Genomic DNA, 26596 nt, shown 5'->3' on the forward strand with positions numbered 1-26596 from the left:
TCCATGACCACCAGCACAGCGCTTCCCCGTCAGTCTTATGTGCCGGCACCTGTTCCGCAGGATGCCGTGGACCGCATCGTTGCCGCGGCGCTCGCAGAAGACGCACCGTGGGGAGACATCACCTCCGAACTCCTGGTCCCGGTGGAAGCCCGGGCCTCGGCCGTCCTCACCGCCCGCGAACCCGGCATCTTCTGCGGAACCCAGGTCATCGAGGCAGCGTTCCGGCTCGCCTCTGCCCAAACATCAGTTCAATTCCCGGTCCGGGACGGCGAGTCCTTCGAAGCCGGAACCGTTCTGGCGGAAATCAGCGGACCCGCCCGCGCGGTGCTCACAGGTGAACGGGTGGCCCTGAACCTGGCTCAGCGGCTCAGCGGCATCGCCACCCTCACCGCAGCCTTTGTTGCGCAGGCTGCCGGCACATCCGCCCGGATTACGGATACCCGCAAGACCACGCCGGGCCTGCGCATCCTGGAACGCCACGCGGTCCGGTGCGGCGGCGGGCACAACCACCGGTTCAGCCTCTCCGATGCGGTGATGGCCAAGGACAATCACCTGGCGCTGCTGGCCGCCGGCAACATGGATTTGGGGCAGGCACTGGCAGCAGCCAAAGCGGGGCTGCCGCACACCGTGCACTTCGAGGTGGAGGTGGACCGGCTGGACCAGATCGAAGCCGCGCTGGCCGGCGGCGCGGACACCGTGCTGCTGGATAACTTCTCCCCGGCGGATCTGCGCCGCGGCGTTGAGCTGATCGGCGGACGTGCCCTCACCGAAGCCAGCGGCAATGTCCGGCTCGAAACGGTCGCCGAGATCGCCGCCACCGGGGTGGACCTGATTTCCGCTGGAGCGCTCACCCACAGCGTCCGGGCCCTGGACCTGGGACTGGATCTGAGGTGATCTACCTGGACGCAGCCGCCACCGCCCCGCCGCGGCGCCAAGTGCTGGAGGCCATGTGGCCGTACCTCACCACGGAGTTCGGCAATCCCTCCAGCTCGCACTCGGCCGGGGAATCCGCCGCCCGGGCGTTGACGGCAGCCCGGGAGACAGTGGCCCGGATGCTCGGCTGCCGCCCCGGAGAGATCATTTTCACTTCGGGCGGCACCGAAGCGGACAACCTCGCAGTGAAAGGCCTGGCCCTGGCGGGGATGGACCGGATGGACCGGCGAGACCGTCTGGTGCAGGAAGGCACAGGTGCCCCACCGCACCTGGTCTCCACCGCCGTCGAACATCCGGCGGTGCTGGAATCCCTGGATTACCTCCAGCGACGCCACGGCTTCAGCGTGACGCTGCTGCCGGTGGACGGGACAGGCCGGGTGGACCCGGAGGAGGCCGCCGCAGCCCTGACACCGGAGACGGTGCTCTGCTCGGTGATGTACGCCAACAATGAAGTCGGCACCATCCAGCCCGTGCGTAGGATTGCCGCCCGCTGCCGTGCGGCCGGCGTGCCGTTCCACACGGACGCGGTCCAGGCCGGCGGCTGGCTGGACCTGAACGTGACTCGCCTGGGAGTGGACGCGCTGAGCTTGTCCGGACACAAGCTGGGGACGCCCAAGGGGATCGGGCTGTTGTACCTGCGCGGAGCGCCGGCACTTGAGCCGGTGATGCACGGGGGAGGACAGGAGCGCGGCCGGCGTTCCGGGACCGAAAATGTGGCCGGGGCCGTGGGGATGGCTGCGGCGCTGGCGCTGGCCGCAGCGGAGCGCGACGCCGCCGCCCGGCACACGGTGACGCTGCGGAACCGGCTAATCGAGGCCGTGCTGCGCGGGGTTCCCGGCGCCCTGCTCACCGGTCACCGGAGCGAACGGCTGCCCGGTCACGCCTCATTCTGCTTTCCGGGCACCTCGGGGGAAGCGGTGCTATTGGAACTGGAACGGGCCGGAGTGCTGTGTTCCAGCGGCTCGGCCTGTGCCGCCGGATCCGATGAACCGTCGGCTGTACTCACAGCGATGGGGCTGGATCGGGCAACTGCTCAGACGGCCGTGCGGTTTACGTTTACGGCTGCCCTCACGGAGGACGACGTCGAACGGGCGGCACGCGCCGTGGCTGACGCAGTCGGGGCAGTGGGGGGACTGGCGCCGGGGCCCGCTTGCAGCGGGCAAGGCCCAACGAGTCAAGCGCCCGCCAGCAATCCCCGCCTCATGAGGCAGATGGTGCTCTAATCCGGTACACATGCTCGCAGTGCTGTGACACCTTAGCTGTACAACATGAGACTCATGGACGGTCCCAGAGAAGGAGTCAACATCATGACCAGCCCCAATTCCAAGCCGCAGGTCCTGGTGGGTGTCGTGCCCGGTACGGCTGCCGCGGTGGTCGACGTAGCGGGAGGGTTAGCCGACAGGCTCGGGGCGGACTTGGTCTGCGCCACTGTCGACGCCTCCAGCGAGGAAGTCAAGCAACGAGCCGACGGAACGGTGGTGTCCGAGCCCATCAATCCCGACCTGCCTTTCGAAGAGACCCAGGTGTTCGATCCCGGACTTCGGGCAGAGATTGCGGGAGCATTGGATTCGCACCCCGTAGCGTGGTCCGTCCGTGCACTGGCCGGTGGTCCGGTGCAGGAGCTTGCCCGGCTGGCCGACCAACTGGACGCGGCTATGATCGTTGTCGGCACACGCGAATCAGGTTTCCGGGGTTCAATTGAAGAGTTTTTCACCACCTCCGTCATGGTTCAGCTTGCCCACCATCAGCACCGTCCGGTGGTCGCTGTTCCGTTGCACCCGGTCCTCGACGACGGGTTGCTGCCGTGGCAAAGTCCAGGTGATTGAACGACACGCTCGCGACTTCCGAAAGCAGGTCCCGGCTGTGGCGGCGCTCTGACACGGGCGGATCAAACCGAGTGTCCTGCAGGGTTCCGCCGTCGTCCAGCCAACCCCGCCGGGTGTAGAAATCTATGGCCCTTTTATTGCTCGCTTCAACCCACAGGAACGCCCTGGTGTATCCCAGTGACAGGAGTTTTTCTTCCGCCGCGGCAAACAGGGCCGAGCCGACACCCTGTGCCCATGAATCCGGATGCACGTTGATTGCGTAGAGCTGGCCCGTTGCTGATGCTGAGGCTGACTCGGAATCCGATTCAGCCGCGCCCTCAGCGGGCCCGACAATACAGAACCCGGTGACCCCGCTGTCTGTTTCCGCGACCAAGTGGAACGTTCCCGGCCTGGGCTCCAGAATGTTCCGCCGCCACCCTCTGGTCTGCGCCTCGGGATTCAGGCCGTCGAGATACTCGTTGGACATGACATCCCGGTATGCGGCCCGCCACGCTGAAATATGGATGTCGGCCAGCCGGGGAGCATCGCGTTCAACCGGGGATCGAACAAGGACCGTGGCACTGGTCATTTCATTCTCCTGATGTGCGACGACGGCTGCGGTGTGGCAGCAAGGCTACCTCAACCGGGTCCCATGTGATGCCCGTTACACTCAGCGCATGCACATCAAATCCACGTCATCCCGCGTGCGGGAAACCGCCGGCAGGCAGGCGCTCTCCACCGGCACCGAAGCGGCCCCCAAGCTCTCCCGGCTTATTACCTACCGGACCGTCTTCTCCCGGGACCCGCGCCAGGTTCGCATCGATGAGTTCGACGGCTTCATCGATGCCCTCCCCGAGCTGTTTCCTCTGGTCCACGAGAAGCTGTCGCGGGAACGGGTTAACGGGCACGGACTGCTGTACCGCTGGCCGGGATCGCAGGGTGAGGGGCAAGGGCCGGTGGTCCTGATGGCTCACTATGACGTGGTTCCGGTGGAAGACCCTGCGTCGTGGACACATCCGCCTTTCTCCGGAGAGATCGCGGACGGCCGCATTTGGGGCCGGGGTTCACTGGATGACAAGGGCTCCCTGACCGCCATCCTGGAAGCGGTGGAACAGTTGCTGGCGGCGGGGTTCATCCCTGCGCGGGACGTGTACCTGTCCTTCGGCAACAATGAGGAAACCGCCGGCGACACCGCCGGAGCGGCCGCCGCACTGCTGGAAGGCCGCGGCATCCGCCCCTGGCTGGTGCTCGATGAAGGCGGCGCGGTGGCCGGGCAGGCCTTTCCTTTCGTGGACCGTCCGGTGGCGGTGGTCGGAGTCTCCGAGAAAGGCATTCTGGACGTGGAGCTGTCCACCGAGGATGCCGGCGGTCATGCCTCCACCCCGCACCGCGGCGGAGCCACTGCACGACTGGCCCGCGCCATCACCCGCCTGGACGCAAAACCGCTGCCCGCGGTCCTGCCCGAGCCCACAGTCGAGATGATCGGCAGGCTGGCATCCTCGGCACGGTTTCCGGCGCGGCTGGTGTTCGGCAACCTGCGCATCTTCCGGAGGCCGCTGACCCGGGTGCTGGCCCGGATGGGAGGCGAGCCCGGGGCCCTGACCCGCACCACCGTGGTTGTCACGCAGCTGCAGGGCAGCTCCGCCTCCAACGTCATCGCGTCCCGGGCCACGGCCAACGCCAACATCCGCGTTGCAGCGGGGGAGACGGTGGCCGGCACGGTGCAGCGGCTGGAGCGGATCATCGCCGATTCCTCGGTTTCCCTGCGGGTGGTCGAAGGCAACGAGCCGGCACCGGTCTCCGCCACGGACAATGCCCAGTTCGCCCTGCTGGAACAGGCCATTGCGGCGGTGTTCCCGGACGCCGTGACCGCTCCGTACATCATGCTTGGAGGTACCGATTCCCGCCGTTTCACCGGTATCTGCGACGCCGTGTACCGCTTCGCCCCGTTCCGGATGGGCAGACAGGACCGCGCGAACATCCACGCGGACAACGAGTCCCTGTGTATCGAGACTTTCGGCGAAGGAATCCTCTTCTACACCCGGCTGCTGCGCACTCTCGGGGACAGGCAGTGAAGCGGGCCGCCGACGTCGGGCACCGCAGCCTGCGCTCGCTGGGACCGGTGGTGCTCTTCCTGGCCCTGGTGGAAATCACCTCCGGCATCCTCCAGGGGTATTACACGCCCATCCTCACCGACATTGCGCGGAACCTGGGGATCAACGACGGCGACGTCAACTGGTTTGAAGCCGCCCAGCTGATGCTCAGCGCGCTCGCCGTTCCCGTGCTCGCCAAACTCGGTGACATCTACGGGCACAAGCGGATCCTGCTGGTCTCCACCGTCCTGACGGCGGCGGCGTCCTGGGGCGTCGCCTTTGCCCCTGACTTCTGGACCTTCCTGGCCGCATGGTCGCTGCAGGGCTTCTACGTGGTGTGGCTGCCGCTGGAAATCGCACTGATCTTCAGCCGTGCCTCCGCGGCTCCGGGCGGCGCTGCCCTGACCCGCAAAGCCGCCGGTGTCCTGGTGGGGGCCCTGCAGTTCGGAGTCATTGCCGGTGCGCTGGCCGCCGGTTTCCTGGTGGAGGTCTTTGCCGGACGGCTGCAGCTGACGCTCATGATTCCGGCGGTGGCCGTAACCCTGTGCATTGCGGCCGTGCAGTTCGGCGTTCCGGAAACGACTGAGCGGGCCGGCGGCATCCTGGACGGCAGGGGCTTCCTGCTGCTGGCCTTCGGGCTGCTGCTGCTCACCTCGGGTTTGAGCTTCCTGCGGATCAACGGCCCGGGCACCTGGTGGGTCTGGGGGATCCTGCTGGCAGGAGCGGCGGCGTTTGTGCCGTTTGTCCGCTGGGAACTGGGCCGCACGGATCCTCTGGTGGACTTCCGGATGCTGCGGGATCCGGCCATGTGGCCGGTGCAGCTCACCGCCGGACTGTTTGGCATCTCGGTGCTCGGAGCCCAGGCTCCCATGTCCACCTTCGCCCGCACTGACCGGCAGATGCACGGCTACGGGCTGGGACTGGATGCCGGAGATGTGTCCATCATCATCGGCTCCTACGTGTTGTCCGTGCTGATCGGCGCCCTGCTGTTCCCGGTGGTCTCGCGGTACGTCACGCCGCGGCTGACCCTCTGCGGTGCGGCAGCCCTGGTGGGATTTGGTTACCTGCTGTTCCTGCCGTTCCACGACACGCTGGCTCAGACCCTGACCAACATGATCGTTGCCGGGCTGGGATCGGGGGCACTCGTGGCGGCGCTGCCGTCGGCCGCCGCCACAGCAGCCCCGCCCAACCGCACGGGCATGGCCACCGGGCTGACCAACACCACCAAAACCATCGGCGGCTCGTTCGCCTCTGCCGTGTTCGGCATTGCACTGGCCAGCGCCGCTGCGGATGCCTTGGCAGGCGGGGCCCAAAGAGCGGAAACGGCGGCACCGCTGTCGGGCTATCTGGTGGTTTGGGCCGTGTGTTCGGTGACCGGGTTCATTGCTGCCGGACTGCTACTCCTGGTGCCGCGGCTCGCCTTCGCTGATCCGCCGCTGACGGCGGCGGATCCTGGGATCTCCGTACCGCCGGAGGGCCGGGGCGCAAACGGCTAGATGTTCGACGGCGTTAGTCGAGGCCGGGGAAACGGACGCCCGTGAGTTCGGTGCTGACGGCCCAGAGGCGGCGTGCCGTATCCGGATCCAAGGCCTGCGGAGCCGGTGTTACAAGCACGGGCCGTCCGCGGAGTTGGCCCGGACCACCCGGGCCGTAAAACTCCCCGCCCCGGACCCCTGGGGCAGTTGCCGCGTACAGCGTAGGCAGCGCTCCGAGTGACCCACTTTGGCCCAGCAGGCGGAAGAACGAACCTAAGATGTCCAGAGTGGCCGGGTGATTCATGCCGGAGGTGAGGTTGGTATTGGTAAAACCGGGATGGGCCGCGACCGCGATCAGCTTTTCTCCGTGTGCTTGGAGCCGTCGCTGGAATTCAAAAGTGAACAGCAGATTGGCCAGCTTGCTCTGGTTGTACCGCACCCAGGGGCGGTACCGGCGCTGCGCGGCGAGGTCCTCGAAATCGATCCGGCCCCCGCGGTGGGCCAAGCTGGAAACGGTGACGACGCGCGCGGCCGGAGCCTGGCGCAGCGCCGGCAGCAGCAGGCCGGTCAGGGCAAAGTGGCCCAGATGGTTGACGCCGAACTGCAGTTCAAATCCGTCAGCGGTGGTCCGGTGCGGCGTGGCCATGACCCCGGCGTTGTTGATCAGCAGGTCCACCGGCCCGTCCTGATCCGCTGCGAACCGGCGAATGGATTCCAGGGAGGCGAGGTCCAGTTGCCGCAGATGAACGTCGCTGTTTCCGGTTTCGGTGCGGATCCGCGTCTGCGCAGCCTCACCGCGCTGCCGGTCCCGGCAGGCCAGTTCCACGCGGGCACCTTTGGCGGCAAGGACGAGCGAGGTCTGCAGGCCCAGTCCGCTGTTGGCGCCGGTGACGACGGCGGTGGTTCCGGACAGGTCCGGGATGGACTCGATGCTGAAGTTCTCCACTTGGCTCCCGCCGCCGTTCGGGTAGGGGTGCTTCAGCGCTGCCTAGCTGTCGCTGTCTGCCAGGCTGGCCAGCACCTTGTCCGTCAGCGATTTTAGCTCCGCCAGTTCGGCCTCGGTGAGTGCCGGCGTCAACAGTTCGTAGATGCCGCGCACATGTGCCCGGCCCAGCCGCCGCTGCAGGGCAAGCCCTTCCTCCGTCAGGGAAAGCTCCACACCGCGCTGGTCGTGCTGGGCGGGCCGGCGCTGCACCAGCCCTTTTGCTTCCATCCGTTCCACCATGCGGCTGAGGCTGGGCTGGCTGATCAGCAGGTGCTCATTGAGCTCGTTGAGGCGGATCCAGCCGGTGGGGCAGCGGGTGAGGTTGAACAGGACGTCATACTCCCGCATGGACAGTTCCTTGAAGGCCGGATCCCGCTGCAGGCGGCGCATCACTCCCACTTGGGTCCGGAAGAGGGACTCCCAGGCCTCGGCTGCCTGTCGAACGGGGGTGCTGCTGGTATCCAGGGACATGTCTTTAGCCTACTGAAGAGTTGGGGCAGGGGCGGAACGTGACGACATCTGAGCTGCGGCTACCCGTGCGGCGTGGGTGGGCCCCTCGGGAACATCTGCCGGACGCCGGGCATCGAATTCACGCCTGAGCTCCGGCAGCACATATTCGCCGAATAGATCAAGCTGCTCCAGGACGGTCTTCAGCGGCAGGCCCGCATGGTCAATCAGGAACAGCTGGCGCTGGTAATCGCCGAAGTACTCCTGGAAGGACAGGGTCTTTTCAAGGACCTCCTGCGGGCTGCCGACGGTCAGCGGAGTCTGCGCCGTGAAGTCCTCCATGCTGGGGCCGTGGCCGTAGACGGGAGCGTTGTCAAAGTACGGCCGGAACTCATTGACGGCGTCCTGTGAGTTTTTGCGCATGAAGAACTGTCCGCCCAGACCCACGATCGCCTGGTCGGCTCGGCCGTGGCCGTAGTGCTCGTAGCGTTCGCGGTAGAGGCTGATGAGCTGCATGTAATGCTCCTTCGGCCAGAAGATGTTGTTCGCGAAGAAGCCGTCGCCAAAGTAGGCAGCAATCTCCGCAACCTGCGGCGTGCGGATGGAACCGTGCCACACAAAGGGGGCAACGCCGTCGAGCGGGCGCGGAGTGGCGGTGAAGTTGCGCAGCGGGGTCCGGAACTTGCCCTCCCAGTTCACCGTCTCCTTGTCCCAGAGCTGGCGCAGCAGGTTGTAGTTTTCCACCGTCAGTTCCACCGAGTCCTGCATGTTCTTGCCGAACCAGGGATAGACGGGGGCGGTGTTGCCGCGGCCCAGGACCAGGTCCACCCGGCCGTCGGCGAGGTGCTGGAGCATGGCGAAGTCCTCGGCGATCTTCACCGGATCATTGGTGGTGATCAGCGTGGTGGCCGTGGAGAGAATGATCCGGTCGGTCTGCGCGGCAATGTAGCCCAGCAGCGTGGTGGGGGAGGAAGCGTAGAACGGCGGGTTGTGGTGCTCACCGGTGGCATAGACATCCATGCCGATTTCTTCGACCTTCTTGGCGATGGCGACGGCGGCCTTGATCCGTTCGCCCTCCGTGGGGATCCGTCCGGTGACAGGATCGCGGGTGATGTCGCTGACGCTGAATACGCCGATCTGCATGGTGTCCTCCGATGTGGCTGGTGCAGCTACAAGTATATGCATTTGCATCTACATGTTTGACAACGATGCTCAACCGTGGAACATTCCCGGCGCCAGGATGCTTACCGGGGTTCCTGGCTCCCGGGCCGAACTGCTGACCATGTGGCGGCGTTTCCGGAGCCGGGGAAGACGATGTGCTTCATGACTCCGTCTCCGACCGCCCGGTCCGCGCTGTAGTAGGACGACAGATCGGGGACATTGGGGTCATAAGGCGCGTAGAGCCCCGGCGCAAGAGCAGTAACCCGGCCGTCGATGAGTCTGCCGCTGAACCACGCGGCGACCCGGTAGTCCAGAGATGCGGCGTCCACGATCAACGGGTAACCGGGGTAGGCGGCGCTGGTTGTGTCCGCGGTGACCTGGGCAGGGACCGCGGGGGATGCCGATGTGGATGCCGCACTGTCCGTAGCGGTCTCATAGGGTGCGCAGCGGGTCAAAAGTTCCGCGACGGCACTTTTCCACGTCTCGACGTTGACGTTCCAGGCAGAGTTCGGGTTCTCAGCCCGCTGGATGGCGGCGTCCATGGGGGAGGCCAGCTCTTCCAATGCGGCTTCCATGTCCTGTGGGGCGCGGCCGGTTATGCCGCGGATTTCCTCGCTCAGGTCGCGAGCGGTTTCGGCACTTCCCCCGAAGCCGCTCGTTCCGTCACCAATCTTGAGGAGATAGATGGCCCGGTAGAGAGGACCTTTACCGTTGGTCCCGAGGAGCTCGGAGCATGTCTGCTCGTCCGAGCCCTGTGCCGCTGCTGCAACTGCAGGTGCGGCAGACGGGGCGGCAGGTCCGGGGTCGGAGGCAGACAGTCCGTCGGGCTCCGCGGCACCCGAGCTGCATCCGGTGACGAACACCAGGGCAAGGGCAGAAACGGCGACGGCTTTTCTCATGGTTCCTCCGGGAATCGTAAACAGTCGTCCCACCCTAGCGGCTGAATCGCCCAGCTGCGCAAAGGTGTGCGCCTAGTCCGGATGAAGAAAAGCCGATCCCGCTACTGGTTTAGCAACCCCGACGAATCCTCCGCAACGACGAAGTCCCTATCCGTCTCCTTGACTAGTTTCACATTGAGTTGATAGGTGCCCGGCACCGTGAGATCCGGAACCCAGATCTCCTCCGTTGACGAAGAAGCCTGGTCTGTCTTGGCCTGCACTCTGTAGGCAAGTTTGTCACCGGACCAGGATTGGGGCACATCAATGCCTTCGAGGGACCAGGTGAGGGAGAGCTTCTCCCCAGACAGCTTCTCAAAGCTCAGATTCACGGGAATCACCCAGCCGCGCGGTTCCGGACTGGCATCATATGTTCCCTCGACCACATTGAGGGCTTCGATGATCTGTGGAGCCGCATCTTCAGAAGACGTTTGGGTAACCGCATCTTCGAAGAACTCTTGCGCAGCCGGATCTGCCGGCGGAGCGTCTTGGGCTGGGGCAGCTTGTAGGAAGATTCTCATGTCGGATGGCTCGAAGTAGCCTGGGTCATTAAAAAGGATTCCCCCAACGTCCCTGGCAGTGTTCTCCAGCACTACGTCCGTAACTGTGCCGGGAGGGCTCGTGGAAGGACTCTCCGGGTCAGTCGATTCGGTGGCTGACTCACTGGGGCCACTGGATCCACCGGTACCGGTATCGGATGATCCGGTGGGTACGGCGGGTTCAGGCGGAACGGGTGATATCCCGGGCACCGCCGGCGTCGGCGGGAGAGAGGGGACCACGGCAAGGGACGCCCCGGCCGCGCCGTTGATGCGTACATGATGAGCCGCGGCGCCCTCACTGTCGCGCACAAGGGTCACGTAATCGCCGAGGTTTTCCGTCATGAAATCACGCAGCGCCAACGACCTGCCCTCTTCGGTCACCTCAACGGTCGCTTTGTCTTCGGTGTCGCCAGGTTTGAAACGGTCCCAGAGCCCGACGACGGAGGCGGCTGCGGCGGCGAGGGCACCGACGGTGAGAATCAGGGACGTGCCGCGGCGATACCACGGCGTATTGGCTTTCGGTTTGGTTTCGTCATCCATAGCCTGCCTCCCCTACCACGGAGTGACCTCATGGGCGTCACGGCCGCTCCCTGGAAGGGCCGGGAACGGGCGTCCATGAGACTAACGCTCCTCCGCGGTCCGGCCTGCGTCAATCACTAATTAAACCGTTGGCGGCGTGATTCGCCGAGTGGCGGCGCCGGCCGGCCCGCTTTTCCCGTGCGCCTTCCACCAGCCGGTACAGGACCGGCACCAGAACGAGGGTCAGGACGGTGGAGGAGACCAGGCCGCCGATCACCACGATCGCCAGCGGACGGGAAATGAAGCCGCCTTCACCGGTGACACCCAAGGCCATGGGGGTCAGGGCAAAGACAGTTGCCAGCGCGGTCATCAGGATGGGCCGCAGCCGCTGCCGGGCGCCGCGCATGATGGCATCGGCCACGTTCATGCCCGGCTCCCCGTTGTGCGGGCGCCGGTACTGGTTGATCAGGTCCACCAGCACAATGGCGTTGGTGACCACAATGCCCACCAGCATCAGCATGCCCACCAGGGAGGGCAGACCCAGCGGCACTCCCGTGATCAGCAGCAGCAGGATTGCGCCGGTGGCCGCAAACGGCACCGATACCAGCAGGATCAGCGGCTGAATGAGGGACTTGAACGTGGCCACCATAATCACGTAGACAATGGCAATTGCCGCCAGCAGTGCCAGTCCCAGCTGGGTGAAGGACTCGTTCTGCTGGGTGGCGGCGCCGGAGAGCGTGGCCGTGACGCTGGCGGGCAGGTCCAGCTCCGCCAGTTTGTCCTGGACCTCGGTAATGGCCGCGCCCAGATTCTCTCCCGCCGGGGACACTGAGACGACGGCGGTGCGCTCGCCGCCTGAGGAGGATATCGACGTCGGGACGTCCACTTCCTCAACCGTGGCCAGCGAGCTCAGCGGAACGGTGCCGGACCCGGCGGGAACGGGAACCCGGCTGAGCTGCTCCACGCTGGTGATCTGCGTTCCTTCGCCGATGAGCACGGGGAAGTCGTCGGTGCCGATGCGGATGGTTCCGGCCGGCAGCGGGCTGAGTGTGGAGGCCACCAGACCGGCAATCTGCTGTTCATTCAACCCCGCAGCCACTGCCTTGGCACGGTCAATCGACACCTGGACCACGGGGGAGGAGGAGGACAGGTTGCTGGTGACTTCACCTGCGGCAGGCAGCGAGGACATCGCTTCCACTACCTCATCGGCCGCCGGCTGCAGTTCACCGGGATCGCCGGCGGACAGGCTGATGTCCACCGTGTTGGAGGTGCCGAAACCGCCGCCGGTGCTGCCCAGGGTGATGTTCCCGGCGTCGTCGTCCAGGGAATCCAATTCGCTGCTAACCGTTTCCCGCAGCGTCACCTGGTCAACGCCCGGCTCGGTGATGACCGTGTAGGAGGCCACCGCGGATCCGCCGGAGCTGAAGGCGGCGAAGCCGGCACTGGAGGTGCCCATGGTGACCTGGACGTCCTTGACGCCCTCGGTGCCGCGGAGCACCTCCTCCACCTCTTCGGCTGCAGCGGAGGTGGTTTCCAGCGAGGTGCCCGGGGGCAGTTCCTGCCGGACGCTGAAGGTGTTCTGCCCGGTGTCGCCCAGCAGGTTGGTCTGCAGCAGCGGGGTCATCGCCGCCGTGGCGGCAAGGACAATCACGCCGGCCACCACCGTGTACACCGGATGCCGCTGGGTGGTGCGCAGGATCGGCACATAGCCGCGCTGCAGGAAGGTTTTGGATTCCCGAGCTTCCACTTCGGCGCGGTACGCCGGCGGGTCTGCCACCGGCTCGCCGGACTTCAGGAACCAGTACGCCAGCACCGGCACAATGGTCAGGGAAACCAGCAGCGACGCCAGCAGCGCCAGGGAGGTGGTGATGGCGAACGGGCGGAATAGCTCACCGGCCAGCCCGCCCACAAAGGCGATCGGAGCGAAGACGGCAACGGTGGTCAGGGTTGAGGCGGTAATGGCGCCGGCGACTTCTCGCACGGCGGTGAGGATGGCCGTCCGCTTGTCCGTGCCGTACCCCAGGTGCCGCTTGATGTTCTCGATGACCACAATGGAGTCATCCACCACCCGGCCGATGGCAATGGTCAGCGCGCCCAGGGTCAGGATGTTCAGCGAATAACCGAACGCCAGCAGGCCAATGAAGGTCACCAGCAGGGACAGCGGAATGGAGACGGCGGTGACCAGGGTGGAGCGCACCGAGAGCAGGAAGACCAGGATTACCAGGACGGCGAAGCCCAGGCCGAGGATGCCTTCGGTGGTGAGGTTGGAGATGGATTCTTCGATGAACGGGGCCTGGTCAAAGACCACGGTGAACTTGGCGCCGTTGCCGAGCTCTGATTCCAGGGCGGGTAGGAGATCGGTCACCTGGTGGGAAATGCCAACGGTGTCGCCCGCGGGAGTCTTGGTGATGGACACCGCCAGCGTCGGCTGTCCATTGGTCCGGGTAATTGAGGTGTTCTCGTCTTCCACGATCTCCACCGAGGCAACGTCGCCGATGGTCACCGGATCCGCGGAAGCGTTGGAGCCGCTGCTGCGGGTGGACTCCACCGGCAGGGCTGAGACCTTCTCCAAGCTGTCCAGCGGACTGCCGATCTGGATGGACAGAGTGCGGGTGTCTTCAGCGACGGTACCCGCGGGCACCAGGGCGCCGCTGTTCTCCAGTGCGGAGGAGATCGCCGACGGCGTGACGCCCAGGGCGGCGAGGGCCGCCTCGTCGGGCAGGATGGAAATGCTCCGGGTGGATCCGCCGGTAACTTCAGCGGTGCGTACCCCTTCGATCTTTTGCAGCCGCGGAACGGTGAGCCGCTGCAGGTCGGCGTTGAGTTCGGCCAGCGGCTCATCCGAGGAGACCGCAAGGTACACAATCGGGAAGTCGCTGATGCTGCCGGCCAGGGACTGGGGGTTGGCGTCATCGGGCAGCAGCTGGCGCGCGTTGGAGATGGCGCGGTCCACCTGGCCGCGGGCACGGTCCAGGTCGGTGCCGTAGGCGAAGGTCAGGCTGATGGTGGAGATCGAGTTGCGGGAGGTGGCGGAGGAATCCTCCAGGCCTTCCACCGCGGTCAGTGCACCCTCCAGGGGTTCGCTGATCTGCTTGTCCACCACTTCCGGCGAGGCGCCGGGCAGTGCGGTGATCACGGTAATCTGCGGGAACTCCAGCGACGGAATGAGCTCCTGCTTCAGGGATCCCATGGAGATCACCCCGAAGACGGCAATGAACACCGTGATCAGGGCAATGAGCGCCCGGTTGGAGAGGGAAAACTTGGCCAAACGGTCCATGAGCCTGCCTTCGGAAGGGCTGAACTAACGCAGATCGGCAAAACATCCCGAAACCAACCCGGTTCCGGTACTTAACGTTCGTTGGACCGGGCCGACCGGATGGGTCAGCCCGGTCCAACGGGTAAAACTTTTTCGGAGAGTACCTGCGGCTTAGTTCAGGCCCAGAACACGGTTGGTGTCAGAGGTGAGTTCATCCAGCAGGGACTCGTTCTCATTGAGCTTGACGCCGTATCCCGGAATCATGTCCTTGATCTTCGGCTCCCAGCCGCCAAACTCGCGCGGGAAGGCACGCTTGAGCAGGTTGATCATGATGGGCGGGGCTGTGGAGGCACCCGGCGAAGCACCCAGCAGGGCCCCGATGGAGCCGTCCGCTGCGGTGATGAGTTCGGTGCCGAACTGCAGCACGCCGCCCTTCTTCGGGTCCTTCTTGATGACCTGCACGCGCTGCCCGGCGGTGATGAGCTCCCAGCCTTCGGTACCCGCCTGCGGCATGAATTCCTGCAGTGCCTTCGTCTTGCCCTCGCGGGTCTTCATCACTTCGGTGACCAGGTACTTGACCAGGGACATGTTGTCCTTGGCCACGGCCAGCATCGGAACCAGGTTGCCCGGCCGTACCGAAGCAGGCAGGTCCAGATAGGAGCCGGTCTTCAGGAACTTGGGGGAGAAGCCGCCGTACGGGCCGAACAGCAGCGAACGCTTGCCGTTGACGAAGCGGGTGTCCAGGTGCGGGACGGACATGGGCGGGGCGCCCACTGAGGCCTGGCCGTACACTTTGGCGTTGTGGCGGGCAATGATGGACTCATCCGTGGAGCGCAGGAACTGGCCCGAGACCGGGAACCCGCCAAATCCCTTGCCCTCGGGAATGCCGGAGGCCTGGAGCAGGTGCAGGGCACCGCCGCCGCCGCCGATGAAGACGAAGCGTGCGGACACCGTGCGGGAGGCCCCGGTAGCGCGGTTCTTGACCTTGACATCCCAGCCGCCGGAGGAGGAGCGGGTGACGTTGCTGACTTCGTGGCCGTAATTCATCTCCACGCCGCTGCCGGCCAGGTAACCGGTCAGTTCGCGGGTCAGCGCGCCGAAGTCGACGTCGGTGCCGCCGACGACGCGGGAACCGGCAACACGCTGGGAAGGGTCGCGTCCCTCCATGATCAGCGGAGCCCATTCGGCCAGCTTGGAGTGGTCTTCTGAGAATTCCATCGACTTGAACAGCGGCTGGGCGCTCAGCGACTCGTACCGGCGGCGCAGGTACTCGGAGTGCGCGTCACCCCACACAAAGCTCATGTGCGGCAGCGGGTTGATGAAGCTGTTGGAGATATGGCCGGATGAGACCATATGGGACCAGAACTGGCGGGACACCTGGAACTGCTCGTTGATGCCCACCGCCTTGGCCGAATCCACTGAGCCGTCCGCAGCTGCGGGGCTGTAGTTCAGTTCGCACAGTGCGGCGTGGCCGGTTCCGGCGTTGTTCCAAGGGTCCGAGCTTTCCAGTCCGGCGCGGTCGAGGCGCTCAAACAGGGAAATGTCCCAGTCCGGCGCCAGCTGCTTCAGGAACGCCCCGAGGGTCGCGCTCATGATGCCGCCGCCGATCAGCAGTACATCGGTTTTTGTTGCGGACGTATCCGCCGGGCTATTAGCAGTCAACTTCATATCTCCAGTCGCGTGGGCGCTAGCCATAGAAGCGTATCGCTCCAAGGGGCCTTACTAAAATCACCTGCAGTTTGCAACGAGCCAATACGCGCCCGTTACTCGTCCCGAAGCTCGATCCGGTTGAAGACCTCGTTGAGCAGCGGCGACGTGGGGTAGGAACCGATCCTGGGGGACAGGGCCAGCGCGGAAATGGGGAAGGCGAGCGGAACGGCCGGCACCCGGGTGGAGATGCGGTCCGTAATCGCGGTGTACGCTTCCGTCCGTTCCGGACCTTCCTGCAGGGTTCGTGCCCGGTCGATCTTGCTCAGCAACTGCGTGTCATCGTAGGCAAACTCTTCGGTGTAACTGCCGAAAAGGGTGCCCACAAAGTTGTCCGGATCGTTATAGGTGCCGCTGATGCCGAACAAATGCAGGGCCCGGTCCCCGCTGGTCTGCACGCTGGAGAGATAATCATCGGACCACTCCACCGGAACCGGCTTAATGTTCAGCCCCGCAGCGGTCAGCTGGCGGCTCAGTTCCGCGTACACCCGTTCGGGGGTGGGCAGATAGGCCCGCGTCACGTGACGCGGATAGTAGAAGGGGAGCTCGGCGCCGTCGTAGCCGGCTTCCTTGAACAGCTCGGCGGCCTTCTCGGGATCGTAGCCGTAGTTGGTGACGGACCCGGAGGAAACCCCGAGCTTTTCCGGGACAAACTGGTTCGCCTGCTTGGTGCCGTTTAGGAAGAGCCCGTCCAGGAGCGCGCCCTTGTCGATGGAGTGGGCGATGGCCTGGCGCATCTTGAGGTCATCCATGCCGGGGAAGGCCTGATTGATGCCGAGATAAAGCACCGAATAGGGGTCCCGCTGCAGGATCTGGAGGCCGTTGCGGGCCAGATCGTCCACATCCGCCACGGTGACCAGATCATAGCCGTCCACCTGCCCGGTTTTCAGGGCCCGCAGGCGGCTTTCCGGACTGCTGATGGTGGAGAAGACCACGGTGCCGATTTGCCCGCGGACACCCCAGTAATCAGGGTTGGCGGCCAGCCGCACCTCGTCGCCCTCCCAGGACTCGAGAGTGAAGGGACCCGTCCCTGTCGGGTGCAGCGCGTAGTCGGAGACTTTCTGGCCGTCCTTTTCCACGGTCAGCACGTCGGCTTTGAACTGCTGCAGAGCCTTGGGGGAGGAGATCGCAAATTCCGGCGATGCCAGGGCGGGAATGAAACCGCTGAGCCGGGTGGCCAGATCTATTTGGACGGAGTACTCGTCGATGGCAGTGCATGACTTGTACACAGCCAAATTGGGGGCGTCCGAGAAGGCATTGAAGACGGCTTTGTAGGCAAGGTTGCCGGATCCGCGTGCGGAGACAGGCAGGTTGTACCAGCGGTCAAAGTTGGCGCAGACGGCATCGGCGTTGAACGGCTCGCCGTCATGGAAGGTGACGTCCCGCCGCAGGGTGAAGGTGTATGTGCGTCCGTCTTCGGATTCGGTCCAGCTCTCGGCCAGCAGGGGAGTGGGTGCAGAGGTCAGGGGATCAACACCAACCAGCCCCTCCATGATCTGGCGGGTGACCCGGTGGCTTTCTGTGTCCGTCGCCAGGGCCGGATCCAGAGTGGACGGGCGGGCGGCGGTGGCGAAGGTGAAGGTGGCGGTGGGTTCTGAACCCGTTGCGCTTCCTGTCGCCGACGCTGAGGCCGTGGCAGTGCCCTCGGGCGGAGCGGCGGTGCATCCGGCGAGAGTTACAGCGGCAATCATTGCACCGGCCCGCAGGAAGGAACGGCGGCCCATGCCGGAATTTGTCACAGCTGTTGTTCTCCTCCGGAGACGCTCCGTCAACGGTGCGTTTGGTTCTATCGGGTGTATTTATACGAATTGCCAGTCTAAATGATAAAAATCCGGCAACAGCCGGTGAGACACGGCTCACAGCAGTCCTGCAAGTAGGGCAGGATAGGGAAATGACTGAAATCAGCCTTGATTCACCTCTGCTTGAGGTGACGGATCTCGCGGTTAATTTCCGCACCACCGACGGAGAAGTCCAAGCCGTCAAGAACGCCTCCTTTACCTTGCCCCGCGGAGGGACGCTGGCAATTGTGGGGGAGTCGGGTTCCGGCAAATCCACCACAGCCATGGCCGTCATCGGCCTGCTGCCCGGAAACGGCAAGGTGGCCGAGGGCAGCATCCGCTTCGACGGCACGGAACTGGTGGGCCTGCCCGAGGCGAAGATGCGTGCCATCCGGGGACGGTCCATTGGACTGGTGCCCCAGGACCCCATGTCCAACCTGAACCCGGTCACAAAGATTGGCACCCAAGTTGCGGAAACCCTGCTGGTCCACGGCATGGCAACGTCCAAGGATGTGGACCGGAAGGTCATCGAGGTACTGACGGCAGCCGGGCTGCCGGACGCCGCGGAGCGCGCCAAGCAGTATCCGCATGAGTTCTCCGGCGGCATGCGTCAGCGTGCGTTGATCGCCATTGGACTGGCCTGCCGGCCGCGGCTGCTGATTGCCGACGAGCCCACCTCGGCCCTGGACGTCACGGTGCAGCGGACCATCCTGGACCAGATCGGAAAAATGACCGAGGAGCTGGGAACCTCGGTGCTGCTCATCACGCACGACCTTGGGCTCGCAGCCGAACGCGCCTCGGAGCTTGTCGTGATGCACCGGGGCCTCGTGGTGGAAGCCGGACCCGCGCGTCAGCTGCTGGAGGATCCCCAGCATCCCTACACCCAGTCACTGGTGGCGGCGGCGCCCAGCGTCGCAGCGGTGCGCCTGAGCCCGGGGGCCTTCAAGGCCCCGGCGGCCCAGCGCCTGCGGCTCGCTGAGCAGGTGTACGCCGAACACTCGGACGGAACCAGCACGCCAGTGAACGACGGCGGTGCCCCGGCTGATGCGGTTCCGTCACCGAAGCACAGTGCCGGAGCGACCGCGGCGGGCTCGCCGGAAACCGCCGCACCGGACAACATTGTGGAGATCCGGGATCTGACCAAGGTCTACAAGATCCGCGGCCGTTCCGAGGACTTCTATGCCGCCCGCAACGTCACGCTGGACATTCCCCGCGGGCGTACCGTGGCCATCGTCGGTGAATCCGGCTCCGGCAAGACCACCACAGCCCGGATGCTGCTGAAGCTGGTCGAACCCACCAGCGGCACCATGACTTTTGACGGAATCGACGTCGGGTCCCTGGAGAAGGCCAAGCTGAGGGACTTCCGGCAGCGGGTGCAGCCGATCTTCCAGGATCCCTACTCCTCCCTGGACCCCATGTTCACCATTCAGCGCATTCTGGACGAGCCGCTGAAGACCTACAAGCGGGGTTCCAAGAGCGAGCGCGAGGCCCGCGTGCGCGAGCTGATGGACCAGGTGGCGCTGCCGCATTCCATGCTGGGCCGCTACCCCGCGGAGCTCTCCGGCGGGCAGCGCCAGCGCGTGGCGATTGCGCGTGCTCTGGCGCTCAAGCCGGAACTGATCGTCTGCGACGAGCCGGTCTCTGCACTGGACGTCCTGGTCCAGGCCCAGATCCTGAAACTGCTGGGGGACCTGCAGGCAGAACTGGGACTGAGCTACCTCTTCATCTCCCATGACCTGGCCGTGGTGCGGTTGATCTCGGATTATGTCTGTGTGATGAAGGACGGTGAACTGGTGGAGGCGGCGTCGTCGGAGGAAGTCTTCTCCAACCCCCGCCACCCGTACACGCGCAAACTGCTGGCTTCGATCCCGGGCAACGAGCTGAACATCGAGGAAGACGAACTGGCTTCCTAATCAGCTCGACGAACGAGAAAAGCGCCGCCCCTGTGAACAGGAGCGGCGCTTTTCTCGTGCTGCGGACCGGCTATTTCTTCCGGGTCTTGGGATCCAGGGCCTCCCGCAGGGATTCGCCCAGCAGGGTGAATCCCAGGGCCGTGACGGCGATGCAGATGCCCGGCAGGAACGCCAGCTGCGGTGCCACGGCCAGTTCATTCTGTGCGTAGGTCAGCATCCGTCCCCACTCCGCCGTCTGCGGCTTGCCGCCGCCGAGGCCGAGGAAGGACAGGGCGGCGGCGTCAATGACAGCCGTCGCCAGGGTCAGGGTGCCCTGCACGATCACCGGACCCATGCTGTTGGGCAGCAGATGGCTCATGGTGATGGTGCGCCGGCTCAGGCCCAGGGACTGCGCCGAAAGGATGTAATCGGCGCTGCGCTGGGAAATCATGGACGAGCGCAGCAGGCGGGCGAAGATCGGGATCTGGGAAACACCAATGGCGATCATGATGGCGTAGGTGTTCTGCCCCAGGATGGCGGCAATGCTCACCGCCAGCAGCAGGTTCGGGACGGAGAGCAGGATGTCCACGAAACGCATGATGACGTTGTCCACCCAGCCGCCGATTCCGCCGGCGATGATGCCCAGGAGCATGCCGCCCGCCAGTCCCAGCGCTGTGGAAATGACACCGATGATGAGTGAAGCGCGGGCGCCCCAGATGAGTTTGGACAGGACGTCGCCGCCGAACCGGTCCAGTCCCAGCGGGTAGGCGTCAATGTCGCCGGGCCCGGGGATGGACGTGGGGGTGATGTCCGTCCGTCCCGGAAGATCGTCACCGCCGAACGGTGCCAGTACCGGTGCCAGAATGGCCACCAGGATGAACAGGCCGATAATCACGGCCCCGGCAATGGCCGCCGGATTGCGGCGCAGCCGCTTGAAGGCGGAACGCCACATACCCGTTCCGCGGGTGTCGGCCTGGACCGGCGCTGCGGGCTCGTCGGGGCGGATGGCGCCGCCGGGAGCCGGTGGGAGAACTGTACTCATTGCACCCTCACCCTCGGGTCGATGAAGCCATAGGACACGTCAACAATCAGGTTGATCAATGAATAGGCGATGGCGATGAAAATGATGAATCCCTGCAGCACGGGATAGTCCAGGTTGAAGATGGCATCACGCAGGAATCTGCCGATACCGCTGAAGGCAAACACCGTTTCCGTCAGGACGGCACCGGAAATCAGCAGGCCGGTCTGCAGGCCAATGGTGGTGGTCACCGGAAGCATGGCGTTGCGGAGGACGAACCGGCCGCGGATGGTTTTCTCCATCAGGCCCTTGGCGCGCGCGGTGCGCACATAATCAGCGCCCTGGACTTCCAGGACGGAGGCGCGGGTGATGCGCACAATGATCGCCAGCGGGATGGTGCCCAGGGCAATTCCGGGCAGGACCAGGTGCATCAGTGCGTCCCAGGACGCGTCCCATTCCCGGGTTAGCAACCCGTCCAGCACATAAAAGTCCGTGATGTGGGTGGCGTCAATGCGCGGATTCTGCCTGCCGTCCGGGGGAAACCAGGGGAGCTGGATGGCAAAGAGCCACTTCAGGATGAAGGCCAGGAAGAACACCGGGATGGTGATTCCCACGAGCGAAAGCACCACCGAGGAATGATCCCAGAAGCGTCCGTAGTGGGTTGCCGCGAGGTAGCCAAGCGGGATCCCGATGCCGATGGCAAAGATGAGCGCCACCAGGGACAGCTCCAGGGTCGCGGGGAAACGGGTCGCGAATTCCTCCAGCACGGGCCGGCCGGTGACCGTGGAAACGCCGAAGTCGCCCTGCAGGAGCTTGCCGACGTAGACGAAGTACTGCTCCAGAAGGGGGCGGTCAAAGCCGTAGGCGGCGTTGATCCTTGCGATCGCTTCCGGTGTTGCTTTGTCGCCGAGCAGAGCGGTGGCCGGGCCGCCGGGAAGGCTGCGGACCCAGACGAACAACAGGATGGACAAACCGATGAGTGTGGGAATCAGCATGAGAAGACGTTTGCCGATGACTTGCAGCACAGGTGTCCTTTCTCAGCGTGGTAGAGGCGCTGGATGAAGGAAAAAGAAACAGTGAAAGGGCCGGGATCTCCGAAGAGACCCCGGCCCTGTGCTGCTTACTTGTTGAGTTCGATCTTGTTAAACACTTCGTCATTCACCGGGCTGGCGGGGTAGGAAACCACGCGCTCGTTGAAGGCGAGTGAGGGAGCCGGGTGTGCCAGCGGAATGGCCGGTACAAACTCGGCGATGTCCTCGTTGATCTGCTCGTAGAGCGGAGTCTGCTCCTCGAGGCTGCTGACCTGGCGGGCTTCCTCCAGGGCATCGAAGATCTCCGGGTTGTTGAACCCGAATTCGGGCTTTTCGCCGCCGAAGAACACGCCGACAAAGTTGTCGGTGTCGTTGTAGTCGCCGGTCCAGCCCAGCAGGTGGATGCCGTGGTCTTCGGAGGCCTGGACGCGGTCCAGGTAATCCGGGGACCACTTGTTCGGCTGGGGATTGACGGTGATGCCCACTTCTTCGAGCTGGGCGGTGATGTTGGTGTAGACCTGCTCCGGCGTCGGCATGTACGGACGGGAAACGTTGGTCGGGTAGTTGAAGTCCAAGGTGAAGCCGTCCGGGTAGCCGGCCTCTGCCAGCAGGGACTTGGCTTTCTCGGGATCGTATTCGTATTCGGTGACGTCTTCGTTGTAGCCGTTGACCATGTCGGGGATGAACTGGGAAGCCACCTTGGTGCCCTCGGGCAGGGTCTGGTCCACCAGCGCCTGCTTGTCGATGGCGTGGGCAATAGCCTGACGAACCAGCGGGTTCGCCAGCTGCTCCACCTTTTGGTTCATCCCGAGGTAGAGGATGGTAAACGGCTCGCGGGCCATGACGTTGTATCCGGCATCAGCCAGGGACTTTGTATCGGCCGGAGCCACGAGGTCGTAGCCGTCAATGGTGCCCGCCTCGAGGGACTGGCGGCGGGAGTTGGGATCGTCGATGACGCGGAAGATAATGTCCGTGACCTGGCCCTGCTCGCCCCAGTAGTCGTCATAGGCGGAGAGGGTGACCTGATTGCCCACTTCCCAGCTCTCGAACTTGAACGGACCGGTCCCGGTGGGATAGCTCTTGGCGTACTCGGTCAGCGTGGGAGCTTCGGCCGTGCCGGAGGCTTCGTTGGCCGCATACTTTTCCATCGCCGTCGGGCTCTGCATGGAGAAGGCCGGCAGCGACAATGCAGCGATAAACCCGGCGAACGGCTTGGCCAGCGTGACTACGGCTTCGGTGTCGCCCGTGGCTTCGCAGGACTCGTAGGTGGCGGTTTCCGGGGTATCGGCGAAGCCCTTGAAGAGCTTGCTGTAGTAGTAGGCCAGGCTCTCGGCCTGCTGGATACCCGTGAAGTTGTACCAGCGGTCAAAGTTGGCGCAAACGGCTTCAGCGTTGAAAGCGGTGCCGTCGTGGAAGGTGACGCCGTCCTGCAGCTCGAAGGTGTACGTCAGGGCGTCCTCGGAAGTCTCCCAGGACTTGGCCAGCAGCGGCTCCGGATCCGCGGTGCCCGGCTTGACGCCCACCAGGCCCTCGAAGATCTGGCGGCTGACGCGGAAGGACTCGCCGTCGGAAGCGAAGGCGGGGTCCAGCGACTTGGGATCCGAGGACGCTGCGAACACAAAGGTTCCGTCAACGTCCGACGACGCCCCGGCGTCGCCCGTTCCTTCGTCGCGCTCGCTCTGGGCACAGCCCGAGAGAATCAGGGCGCTGAGCGCGATCCCTGTGGTGATGGCCGCGGCGCGCCGTTTGGGGCGCGAACCGCTCGTAGATCGGCCGGCATATGACATGGTCGTACTCCTCTGGGGCGAGAGATACCCGTGCGTGTGGCGGGTGCCGTGCGGGGCGTGTCATCCGATGTGTGTCGTGTGACACAAACGTATGGACCAGAGCCTAATGGGTGACCGGGATTCCGACGGTATTTGAACGCCCGGCGGCGCGGTCACAATTCGGTCACACAGGAGGCGGGACGGGCACACAAAAGGCGGGCACCCGGAGGGGCACCCGCCTTTTGCTCGGCTGCGAAGGTCGGCACAGCCTGCCGGCGCTAACCGGCCGCTTTGGTTACATTCCGGGCATCAGGACGGTGTCCAGCAGGTAAACGGTGGCGTTTTCGGTCTGGACGCCGCCGCAAACCACTGTGGCGTCGTTGACCATGAGGCTGTCTCCGGAACCGGTGACCTCAACTTCTTCGCCGTTGACGGTGGCGTATGAGCCGGACAGTTCATCGGGTGTCATCTGGCCGGGAACCACGTGGTAGGTCAGGATGCTGGAGAGCAGTTCCGGATCAGCCTTCAGCGCCTCCACGGTGGCCGGATCCAGCTTGGCAAAGGCATCATCGGTGGGGGCGAAGACGGTGAACTCGGAGCCGTTGAGGGTGTCCACGAGATTCACATCCGGGTTTAGCTCGCCGGAGACCGCAGACGTAAGGGTGGTGAGCATGGGGTTGTTGGAAGCGGCGGTGACCACCGGATCAAGGGACATTCCTTCAATGGAGCCGGCGCCTTCGGGAACGGCCGCTGCGTAGTCGGCGCAGCTGGCGCCCACCAGGTTGGCCGCCGGGTCAGCGCTCATGGACTCGCTGGCGCCGGGGTCGGAGCTCATGGATTCCGAAGCCGAGGGGGACATGCTGGACTCTGATGCCATGCCTGATTCGGAACTCGTTGATGAGGTGTCGGTGGAGTCGGTGCTGCAGGCGGCCATGCCCAGCATGGAGACAGCGGCGATTCCGAGGATGGACATGTTTCGGCGGGTTTTGAAAGCCATGATTTTCTCCTTCTGGCGAGAGCCCCCGTTGCGGCGGAACCTCGTGGTTGGTGTGAACACCTCTTGGTGCGAGGTCTCAGAAGGTCTTCGGCCGGAGTCCGGAGCCGGATGGGTGGAATACCGGAAAAGTTTTGACCCGCGTCACAGGCTGCGGACGGCCGGGGGAGGAAGGGGCAGGAGGGGGCAGGGGCAAAAGAAAACACCCCGGTCCGAAGACCGGGGTGTTACCTGTGTCGCGACTCATCCGGAAACGATGTCTCGACGATTCCCTTTGGTGCGCGAGGAGGGACTTGAACCCACACGTCCGAAGACACTGGAACCTAAATCCAGCGCGTCTACCAATTCCGCCACTCGCGCGCACTGCTTTCAGGATGTTGCCGCAGTTGTTGCGCAAAGCCCTAAAACCAGCCTCCAGTGTACCCGAGGTTAGGCGAGTCCCAGATCACGGGATAGTTTGGCAACGTGGCCGGTGGCTTTCACGTTGTACTGTGCGAGGGAGACTTTGCCTTCCGGGTCCACCACCACGGTTGACCGGATCAGGCCCTCATAGGTCTTGCCGTAGTTCTTTTTCTCGCCCCAGGCTCCGTATGCTTCGGCCACGGCGTGGTCGGGATCGGAAAGCAGGGGGAAGTTGAGGTTCTCCGCCTCGGCAAACTTCTCCAGCTTGGGCACCGGGTCCGGAGAGATGCCGACGACGGCGTACCCGGCGTCCTGCAGGCTGTTCAGGTTGTCCCGGAAGTCGCAGGCTTCCTTGGTGCAGCCCGGGGTGGCGGCGGCGGGGTAGAAGTACACGATGGTGCTGCGTCCGCGGAATCCGGAGAGCGACACGGAAGTCGAGTTTGTGGCCGGAAGGGTGAAGTCCGGGGCTGTTTCACCGGGGGACAGGCGGGTCATAGGTCTCTCCTTGGTATCAATGCGCGGCTCACCACGCCTCGGCGAGACAGTGGGAGGCCATGGTGACTATCATAGTAGGTGGTGGATTTGCAGGTTATCCGATCGGCCGATGCCTCCTCACCCTGAAAGGAAGAGTTCTGTTTTATGCCCGATATGGAGCACTGGCCCACTGGTCGCCTCTTGTCTACGGCCGCACGTCTGGTCGAACATGCCTGGAATGAGAGGCTGGTCCGGATAGGTGTCACCCACGCGGGAGTGATCGCGCTTGGAGTCCTTGAATCCCAGGGACCCATGACGCAGGCACGCCTTGCGCAAATTGTCCGCGTGCAGGCGCAGACCATGGGTAAGACTCTCTCCCGGCTTGAAGCTCACGGACACGTAACCCGCGTCCGCAATGACCTGGACCGCCGCAGCCACATGGTGTCCATTACCCCGCAGGGCCATGAAGCGCTGCAGGAAGCCCAGGATATTGAGCGCACGCTGACCGAGGGCCAGGAACTCATGTCGCCCGAACTGCGCGGACAGCTGCGCAACGTTATCCGCGAGCTGGGCAATTCCCGGTGGCAACTTGCCGTGGATGTACCCGGGCTGCCTATTCCGGCGGTGGCCCCGGAGGAAATCGAAGCCATTGCAGCTCCGATCGATCCGGCGGGCGAGGTCCAGAGCGAGGCGTCCGGCAAAACCGAAGGCGTTGAGGCGGGAAAATAACCCCGGGCCTGGTATCTCTGAGGTAACAATTACAGAAAGGCACGCACCCTGACGGGAAGCGTGCCTTTCCTGTTTAAAGCCAGCCGGTCCGGGTTGCCGGCGGCAGGAGGGTTCAAAAGAGGCGGGGGTCGTGCCGACCAACACCCTGTGCCGACCCACACCCTGCCAACCAAAAAGGAGAGCGGCCCCGCCGGCATTCACCGGACAGAACCGCTCTCCTTGACGTGGTGCACCCCCCGGGACTTGAACCCGGAACCCTCTGATTAAGAGTCAGATGCTCTGCCAATTGAGCTAGAGGTGCATCTTGCCGGGACGCCGTACCGCCGGTCAAACCGGCGATTTGTCATCCGCAACGACAGACAACATTACCAGCCTTTTTCCCCGACCGCGAACGCGGGGGCGTGGAATCGGGCAATTGAGACGCAGTTCATACGGCGTCCCTGCATTCGCGGTATGCGGCGAGCAGCGGATGCGCAGCTTGACCGGTACGGGGGTGCGCCGGAGATCTCCCGGACAAAAGAAAAACCCCGGCTGCTTGGTCATAATGCCAAACAGTCGGGGTTCTCATTGGTGCACCCCCCGGGACTTGAACCCGGAACCCTCTGATTAAGAGTCAGATGCTCTGCCAATTGAGCTAGAGGTGCATTTGTCTCAGAG

Annotated in this window: 21 protein-coding genes and 3 tRNA genes; 7 read left to right on the forward strand and 17 right to left on the reverse strand. The window is 64.5% G+C overall.

What is annotated here, in order from left to right; all coding sequences use genetic code 11:
* Positions 1–3: 3 nt before the first annotated feature.
* The 3 genes from nadC (at position 4) to CXQ89_RS06435 (ending at position 2759) form a co-directional block, all read left to right on the forward strand.
* On the forward strand, positions 4–894 hold the full coding sequence (gene nadC, locus CXQ89_RS06425; RefSeq protein WP_181032241.1) for a carboxylating nicotinate-nucleotide diphosphorylase: 891 nt from the start codon (positions 4–6) through the stop codon (positions 892–894).
* Entirely contained in the window at positions 891–2156 is a 1266-nt protein-coding gene (locus CXQ89_RS06430) for a cysteine desulfurase family protein (protein WP_104160602.1), read from the forward strand. Before nadC ends, CXQ89_RS06430 begins: the two co-directional genes overlap by 4 nt.
* A gap of 84 nt (positions 2157–2240) precedes the next feature.
* The gene (locus CXQ89_RS06435; protein ID WP_104160720.1) at positions 2241–2759 is read left to right on the forward strand and encodes a universal stress protein; all 519 of its coding nucleotides are present in this window, start codon (positions 2241–2243) and stop codon (positions 2757–2759) included.
* Here CXQ89_RS06435 and CXQ89_RS06440 read toward each other — a convergent pair.
* Positions 2656–3327 carry a GNAT family N-acetyltransferase gene (locus CXQ89_RS06440; RefSeq protein WP_104160603.1) on the reverse strand — a complete coding sequence of 224 codons (672 nt, stop codon included), beginning with the start codon at positions 3325–3327 and terminating at the stop codon, positions 2656–2658. The genes CXQ89_RS06435 and CXQ89_RS06440 overlap by 104 nt on opposite strands.
* Positions 3328–3415: 88 nt before the next feature.
* Between CXQ89_RS06440 and CXQ89_RS06445 the strand changes: the two genes are divergently transcribed.
* Positions 3416–4813, forward strand: a complete 1398-nt coding sequence (locus CXQ89_RS06445) for a M20/M25/M40 family metallo-hydrolase (RefSeq protein ID WP_104160604.1) — start codon at positions 3416–3418, stop codon at positions 4811–4813.
* Complete coding sequence (locus tag CXQ89_RS06450; RefSeq protein WP_258059903.1) at positions 4810–6327, forward strand: MFS transporter; 1518 nt, start codon at positions 4810–4812, stop codon at positions 6325–6327. The genes CXQ89_RS06445 and CXQ89_RS06450 overlap by 4 nt, the downstream gene beginning before the upstream one ends.
* 13 nt (positions 6328–6340) lie before the next feature.
* Here the strand turns inward: CXQ89_RS06450 and CXQ89_RS06455 are convergent, their stop codons facing one another.
* The 8 genes from CXQ89_RS06455 to CXQ89_RS06490 form a co-directional block, all read right to left on the reverse strand.
* Complete coding sequence (locus CXQ89_RS06455; protein WP_104160605.1) at positions 6341–7252, reverse strand: oxidoreductase; 912 nt, start codon at positions 7250–7252, stop codon at positions 6341–6343.
* Positions 7253–7294: 42 nt separating this feature from the next.
* Entirely contained in the window at positions 7295–7762 is a 468-nt protein-coding gene (locus CXQ89_RS06460; RefSeq protein WP_104052409.1) for a MarR family winged helix-turn-helix transcriptional regulator, read from the reverse strand.
* 9 nt (positions 7763–7771) lie between these two features.
* Entirely contained in the window at positions 7772–8881 is a 1110-nt protein-coding gene (locus CXQ89_RS06465) for an LLM class flavin-dependent oxidoreductase (protein ID WP_104052408.1), read from the reverse strand.
* Positions 8882–8982: 101 nt separating this feature from the next.
* Complete coding sequence (locus CXQ89_RS06470) at positions 8983–9798, reverse strand: hypothetical protein (protein WP_104160606.1); 816 nt, start codon at positions 9796–9798, stop codon at positions 8983–8985.
* A 101-nt stretch (positions 9799–9899) separates the two neighbouring features.
* The gene (locus CXQ89_RS06475; protein ID WP_104160607.1) at positions 9900–10913 is read right to left on the reverse strand and encodes a hypothetical protein; all 1014 of its coding nucleotides are present in this window, start codon (positions 10911–10913) and stop codon (positions 9900–9902) included.
* Positions 10914–11022: 109 nt separating this feature from the next.
* Entirely contained in the window at positions 11023–14169 is a 3147-nt protein-coding gene (locus CXQ89_RS06480) for an efflux RND transporter permease subunit (protein WP_104160608.1), read from the reverse strand.
* Positions 14170–14319: 150 nt separating this feature from the next.
* Complete coding sequence (locus CXQ89_RS06485; protein WP_104101168.1) at positions 14320–15843, reverse strand: malate:quinone oxidoreductase; 1524 nt, start codon at positions 15841–15843, stop codon at positions 14320–14322.
* A gap of 68 nt (positions 15844–15911) precedes the next feature.
* Complete coding sequence (locus tag CXQ89_RS06490; RefSeq protein ID WP_308471676.1) at positions 15912–17594, reverse strand: ABC transporter substrate-binding protein; 1683 nt, start codon at positions 17592–17594, stop codon at positions 15912–15914.
* 152 nt (positions 17595–17746) lie between these two features.
* Between CXQ89_RS06490 and CXQ89_RS06495 the strand changes: the two genes are divergently transcribed.
* Positions 17747–19546, forward strand: coding sequence for an ABC transporter ATP-binding protein (locus CXQ89_RS06495; RefSeq protein ID WP_104052403.1), 1800 nt, complete (start codon positions 17747–17749; stop codon positions 19544–19546).
* Between the two features lie 70 nt (positions 19547–19616).
* Here the strand turns inward: CXQ89_RS06495 and CXQ89_RS06500 are convergent, their stop codons facing one another.
* From CXQ89_RS06500 to bcp, 6 genes are all read right to left on the reverse strand, one after another.
* The gene (locus CXQ89_RS06500; RefSeq protein WP_104052402.1) at positions 19617–20567 is read right to left on the reverse strand and encodes an ABC transporter permease; all 951 of its coding nucleotides are present in this window, start codon (positions 20565–20567) and stop codon (positions 19617–19619) included.
* Complete coding sequence (locus CXQ89_RS06505; RefSeq protein WP_104052401.1) at positions 20564–21568, reverse strand: ABC transporter permease; 1005 nt, start codon at positions 21566–21568, stop codon at positions 20564–20566. The genes CXQ89_RS06500 and CXQ89_RS06505 overlap by 4 nt, the downstream gene beginning before the upstream one ends.
* 95 nt (positions 21569–21663) lie before the next feature.
* Positions 21664–23361 carry an ABC transporter substrate-binding protein gene (locus CXQ89_RS06510; protein ID WP_104160609.1) on the reverse strand — a complete coding sequence of 566 codons (1698 nt, stop codon included), beginning with the start codon at positions 23359–23361 and terminating at the stop codon, positions 21664–21666.
* A gap of 274 nt (positions 23362–23635) precedes the next feature.
* The gene (locus CXQ89_RS06515; RefSeq protein WP_104160610.1) at positions 23636–24337 is read right to left on the reverse strand and encodes a fasciclin domain-containing protein; all 702 of its coding nucleotides are present in this window, start codon (positions 24335–24337) and stop codon (positions 23636–23638) included.
* A 272-nt stretch (positions 24338–24609) separates the two neighbouring features.
* Positions 24610–24694: transfer RNA gene (locus CXQ89_RS06520), tRNA-Leu, on the reverse strand.
* A 69-nt stretch (positions 24695–24763) separates the two neighbouring features.
* The gene (gene bcp / locus CXQ89_RS06525; protein WP_104052398.1) at positions 24764–25231 is read right to left on the reverse strand and encodes a thioredoxin-dependent thiol peroxidase; all 468 of its coding nucleotides are present in this window, start codon (positions 25229–25231) and stop codon (positions 24764–24766) included.
* Between the two features lie 180 nt (positions 25232–25411).
* Between bcp and CXQ89_RS06530 the strand changes: the two genes are divergently transcribed.
* Positions 25412–25939, forward strand: coding sequence for a MarR family winged helix-turn-helix transcriptional regulator (locus CXQ89_RS06530; RefSeq protein WP_308471677.1), 528 nt, complete (start codon positions 25412–25414; stop codon positions 25937–25939).
* A gap of 225 nt (positions 25940–26164) precedes the next feature.
* Here CXQ89_RS06530 and CXQ89_RS06535 read toward each other — a convergent pair.
* Positions 26165–26240: transfer RNA gene (locus CXQ89_RS06535), tRNA-Lys, on the reverse strand.
* A gap of 267 nt (positions 26241–26507) precedes the next feature.
* Positions 26508–26583: transfer RNA gene (locus CXQ89_RS06540), tRNA-Lys, on the reverse strand.
* Positions 26584–26596 lie beyond the last annotated feature (13 nt).

Origin of the sequence: Arthrobacter sp. ZGTC212, from assembly GCF_002929255.1 — a bacterium.
GTDB lineage: Bacteria > Actinomycetota > Actinomycetes > Actinomycetales > Micrococcaceae > Arthrobacter_B > Arthrobacter_B sunyaminii.

Excerpts from the sequence above, each read along its gene's own strand:
- CXQ89_RS06495 (WP_104052403.1), top strand. The coding sequence starts at position 17,747 with ATGACTGAAATCAGCCTTGATTCACCTCTGCTTGAGGTGACGGATCTC.
- CXQ89_RS06480 (WP_104160608.1), bottom strand. The coding sequence starts at position 14,169 with ATGGACCGTTTGGCCAAGTTTTCCCTCTCCAACCGGGCGCTCATTGCC.
- bcp (WP_104052398.1), bottom strand. The coding sequence starts at position 25,231 with ATGACCCGCCTGTCCCCCGGTGAAACAGCCCCGGACTTCACCCTTCCG.
- CXQ89_RS06470 (WP_104160606.1), bottom strand. The coding sequence starts at position 9,798 with ATGAGAAAAGCCGTCGCCGTTTCTGCCCTTGCCCTGGTGTTCGTCACC.
- CXQ89_RS06515 (WP_104160610.1), bottom strand. The coding sequence starts at position 24,337 with ATGGCTTTCAAAACCCGCCGAAACATGTCCATCCTCGGAATCGCCGCT.
- CXQ89_RS06475 (WP_104160607.1), bottom strand. The coding sequence starts at position 10,913 with ATGGATGACGAAACCAAACCGAAAGCCAATACGCCGTGGTATCGCCGC.
- CXQ89_RS06465 (WP_104052408.1), bottom strand. The coding sequence starts at position 8,881 with ATGCAGATCGGCGTATTCAGCGTCAGCGACATCACCCGCGATCCTGTC.
- CXQ89_RS06485 (WP_104101168.1), bottom strand. The coding sequence starts at position 15,843 with ATGGCTAGCGCCCACGCGACTGGAGATATGAAGTTGACTGCTAATAGC.
- nadC (WP_181032241.1), top strand. The coding sequence starts at position 4 with ATGACCACCAGCACAGCGCTTCCCCGTCAGTCTTATGTGCCGGCACCT.
- CXQ89_RS06460 (WP_104052409.1), bottom strand. The coding sequence starts at position 7,762 with ATGTCCCTGGATACCAGCAGCACCCCCGTTCGACAGGCAGCCGAGGCC.
- CXQ89_RS06435 (WP_104160720.1), top strand. The coding sequence starts at position 2,241 with ATGACCAGCCCCAATTCCAAGCCGCAGGTCCTGGTGGGTGTCGTGCCC.
- CXQ89_RS06445 (WP_104160604.1), top strand. The coding sequence starts at position 3,416 with ATGCACATCAAATCCACGTCATCCCGCGTGCGGGAAACCGCCGGCAGG.
- CXQ89_RS06440 (WP_104160603.1), bottom strand. The coding sequence starts at position 3,327 with ATGACCAGTGCCACGGTCCTTGTTCGATCCCCGGTTGAACGCGATGCT.
- CXQ89_RS06510 (WP_104160609.1), bottom strand. The coding sequence starts at position 23,361 with ATGTCATATGCCGGCCGATCTACGAGCGGTTCGCGCCCCAAACGGCGC.
- CXQ89_RS06500 (WP_104052402.1), bottom strand. The coding sequence starts at position 20,567 with ATGAGTACAGTTCTCCCACCGGCTCCCGGCGGCGCCATCCGCCCCGAC.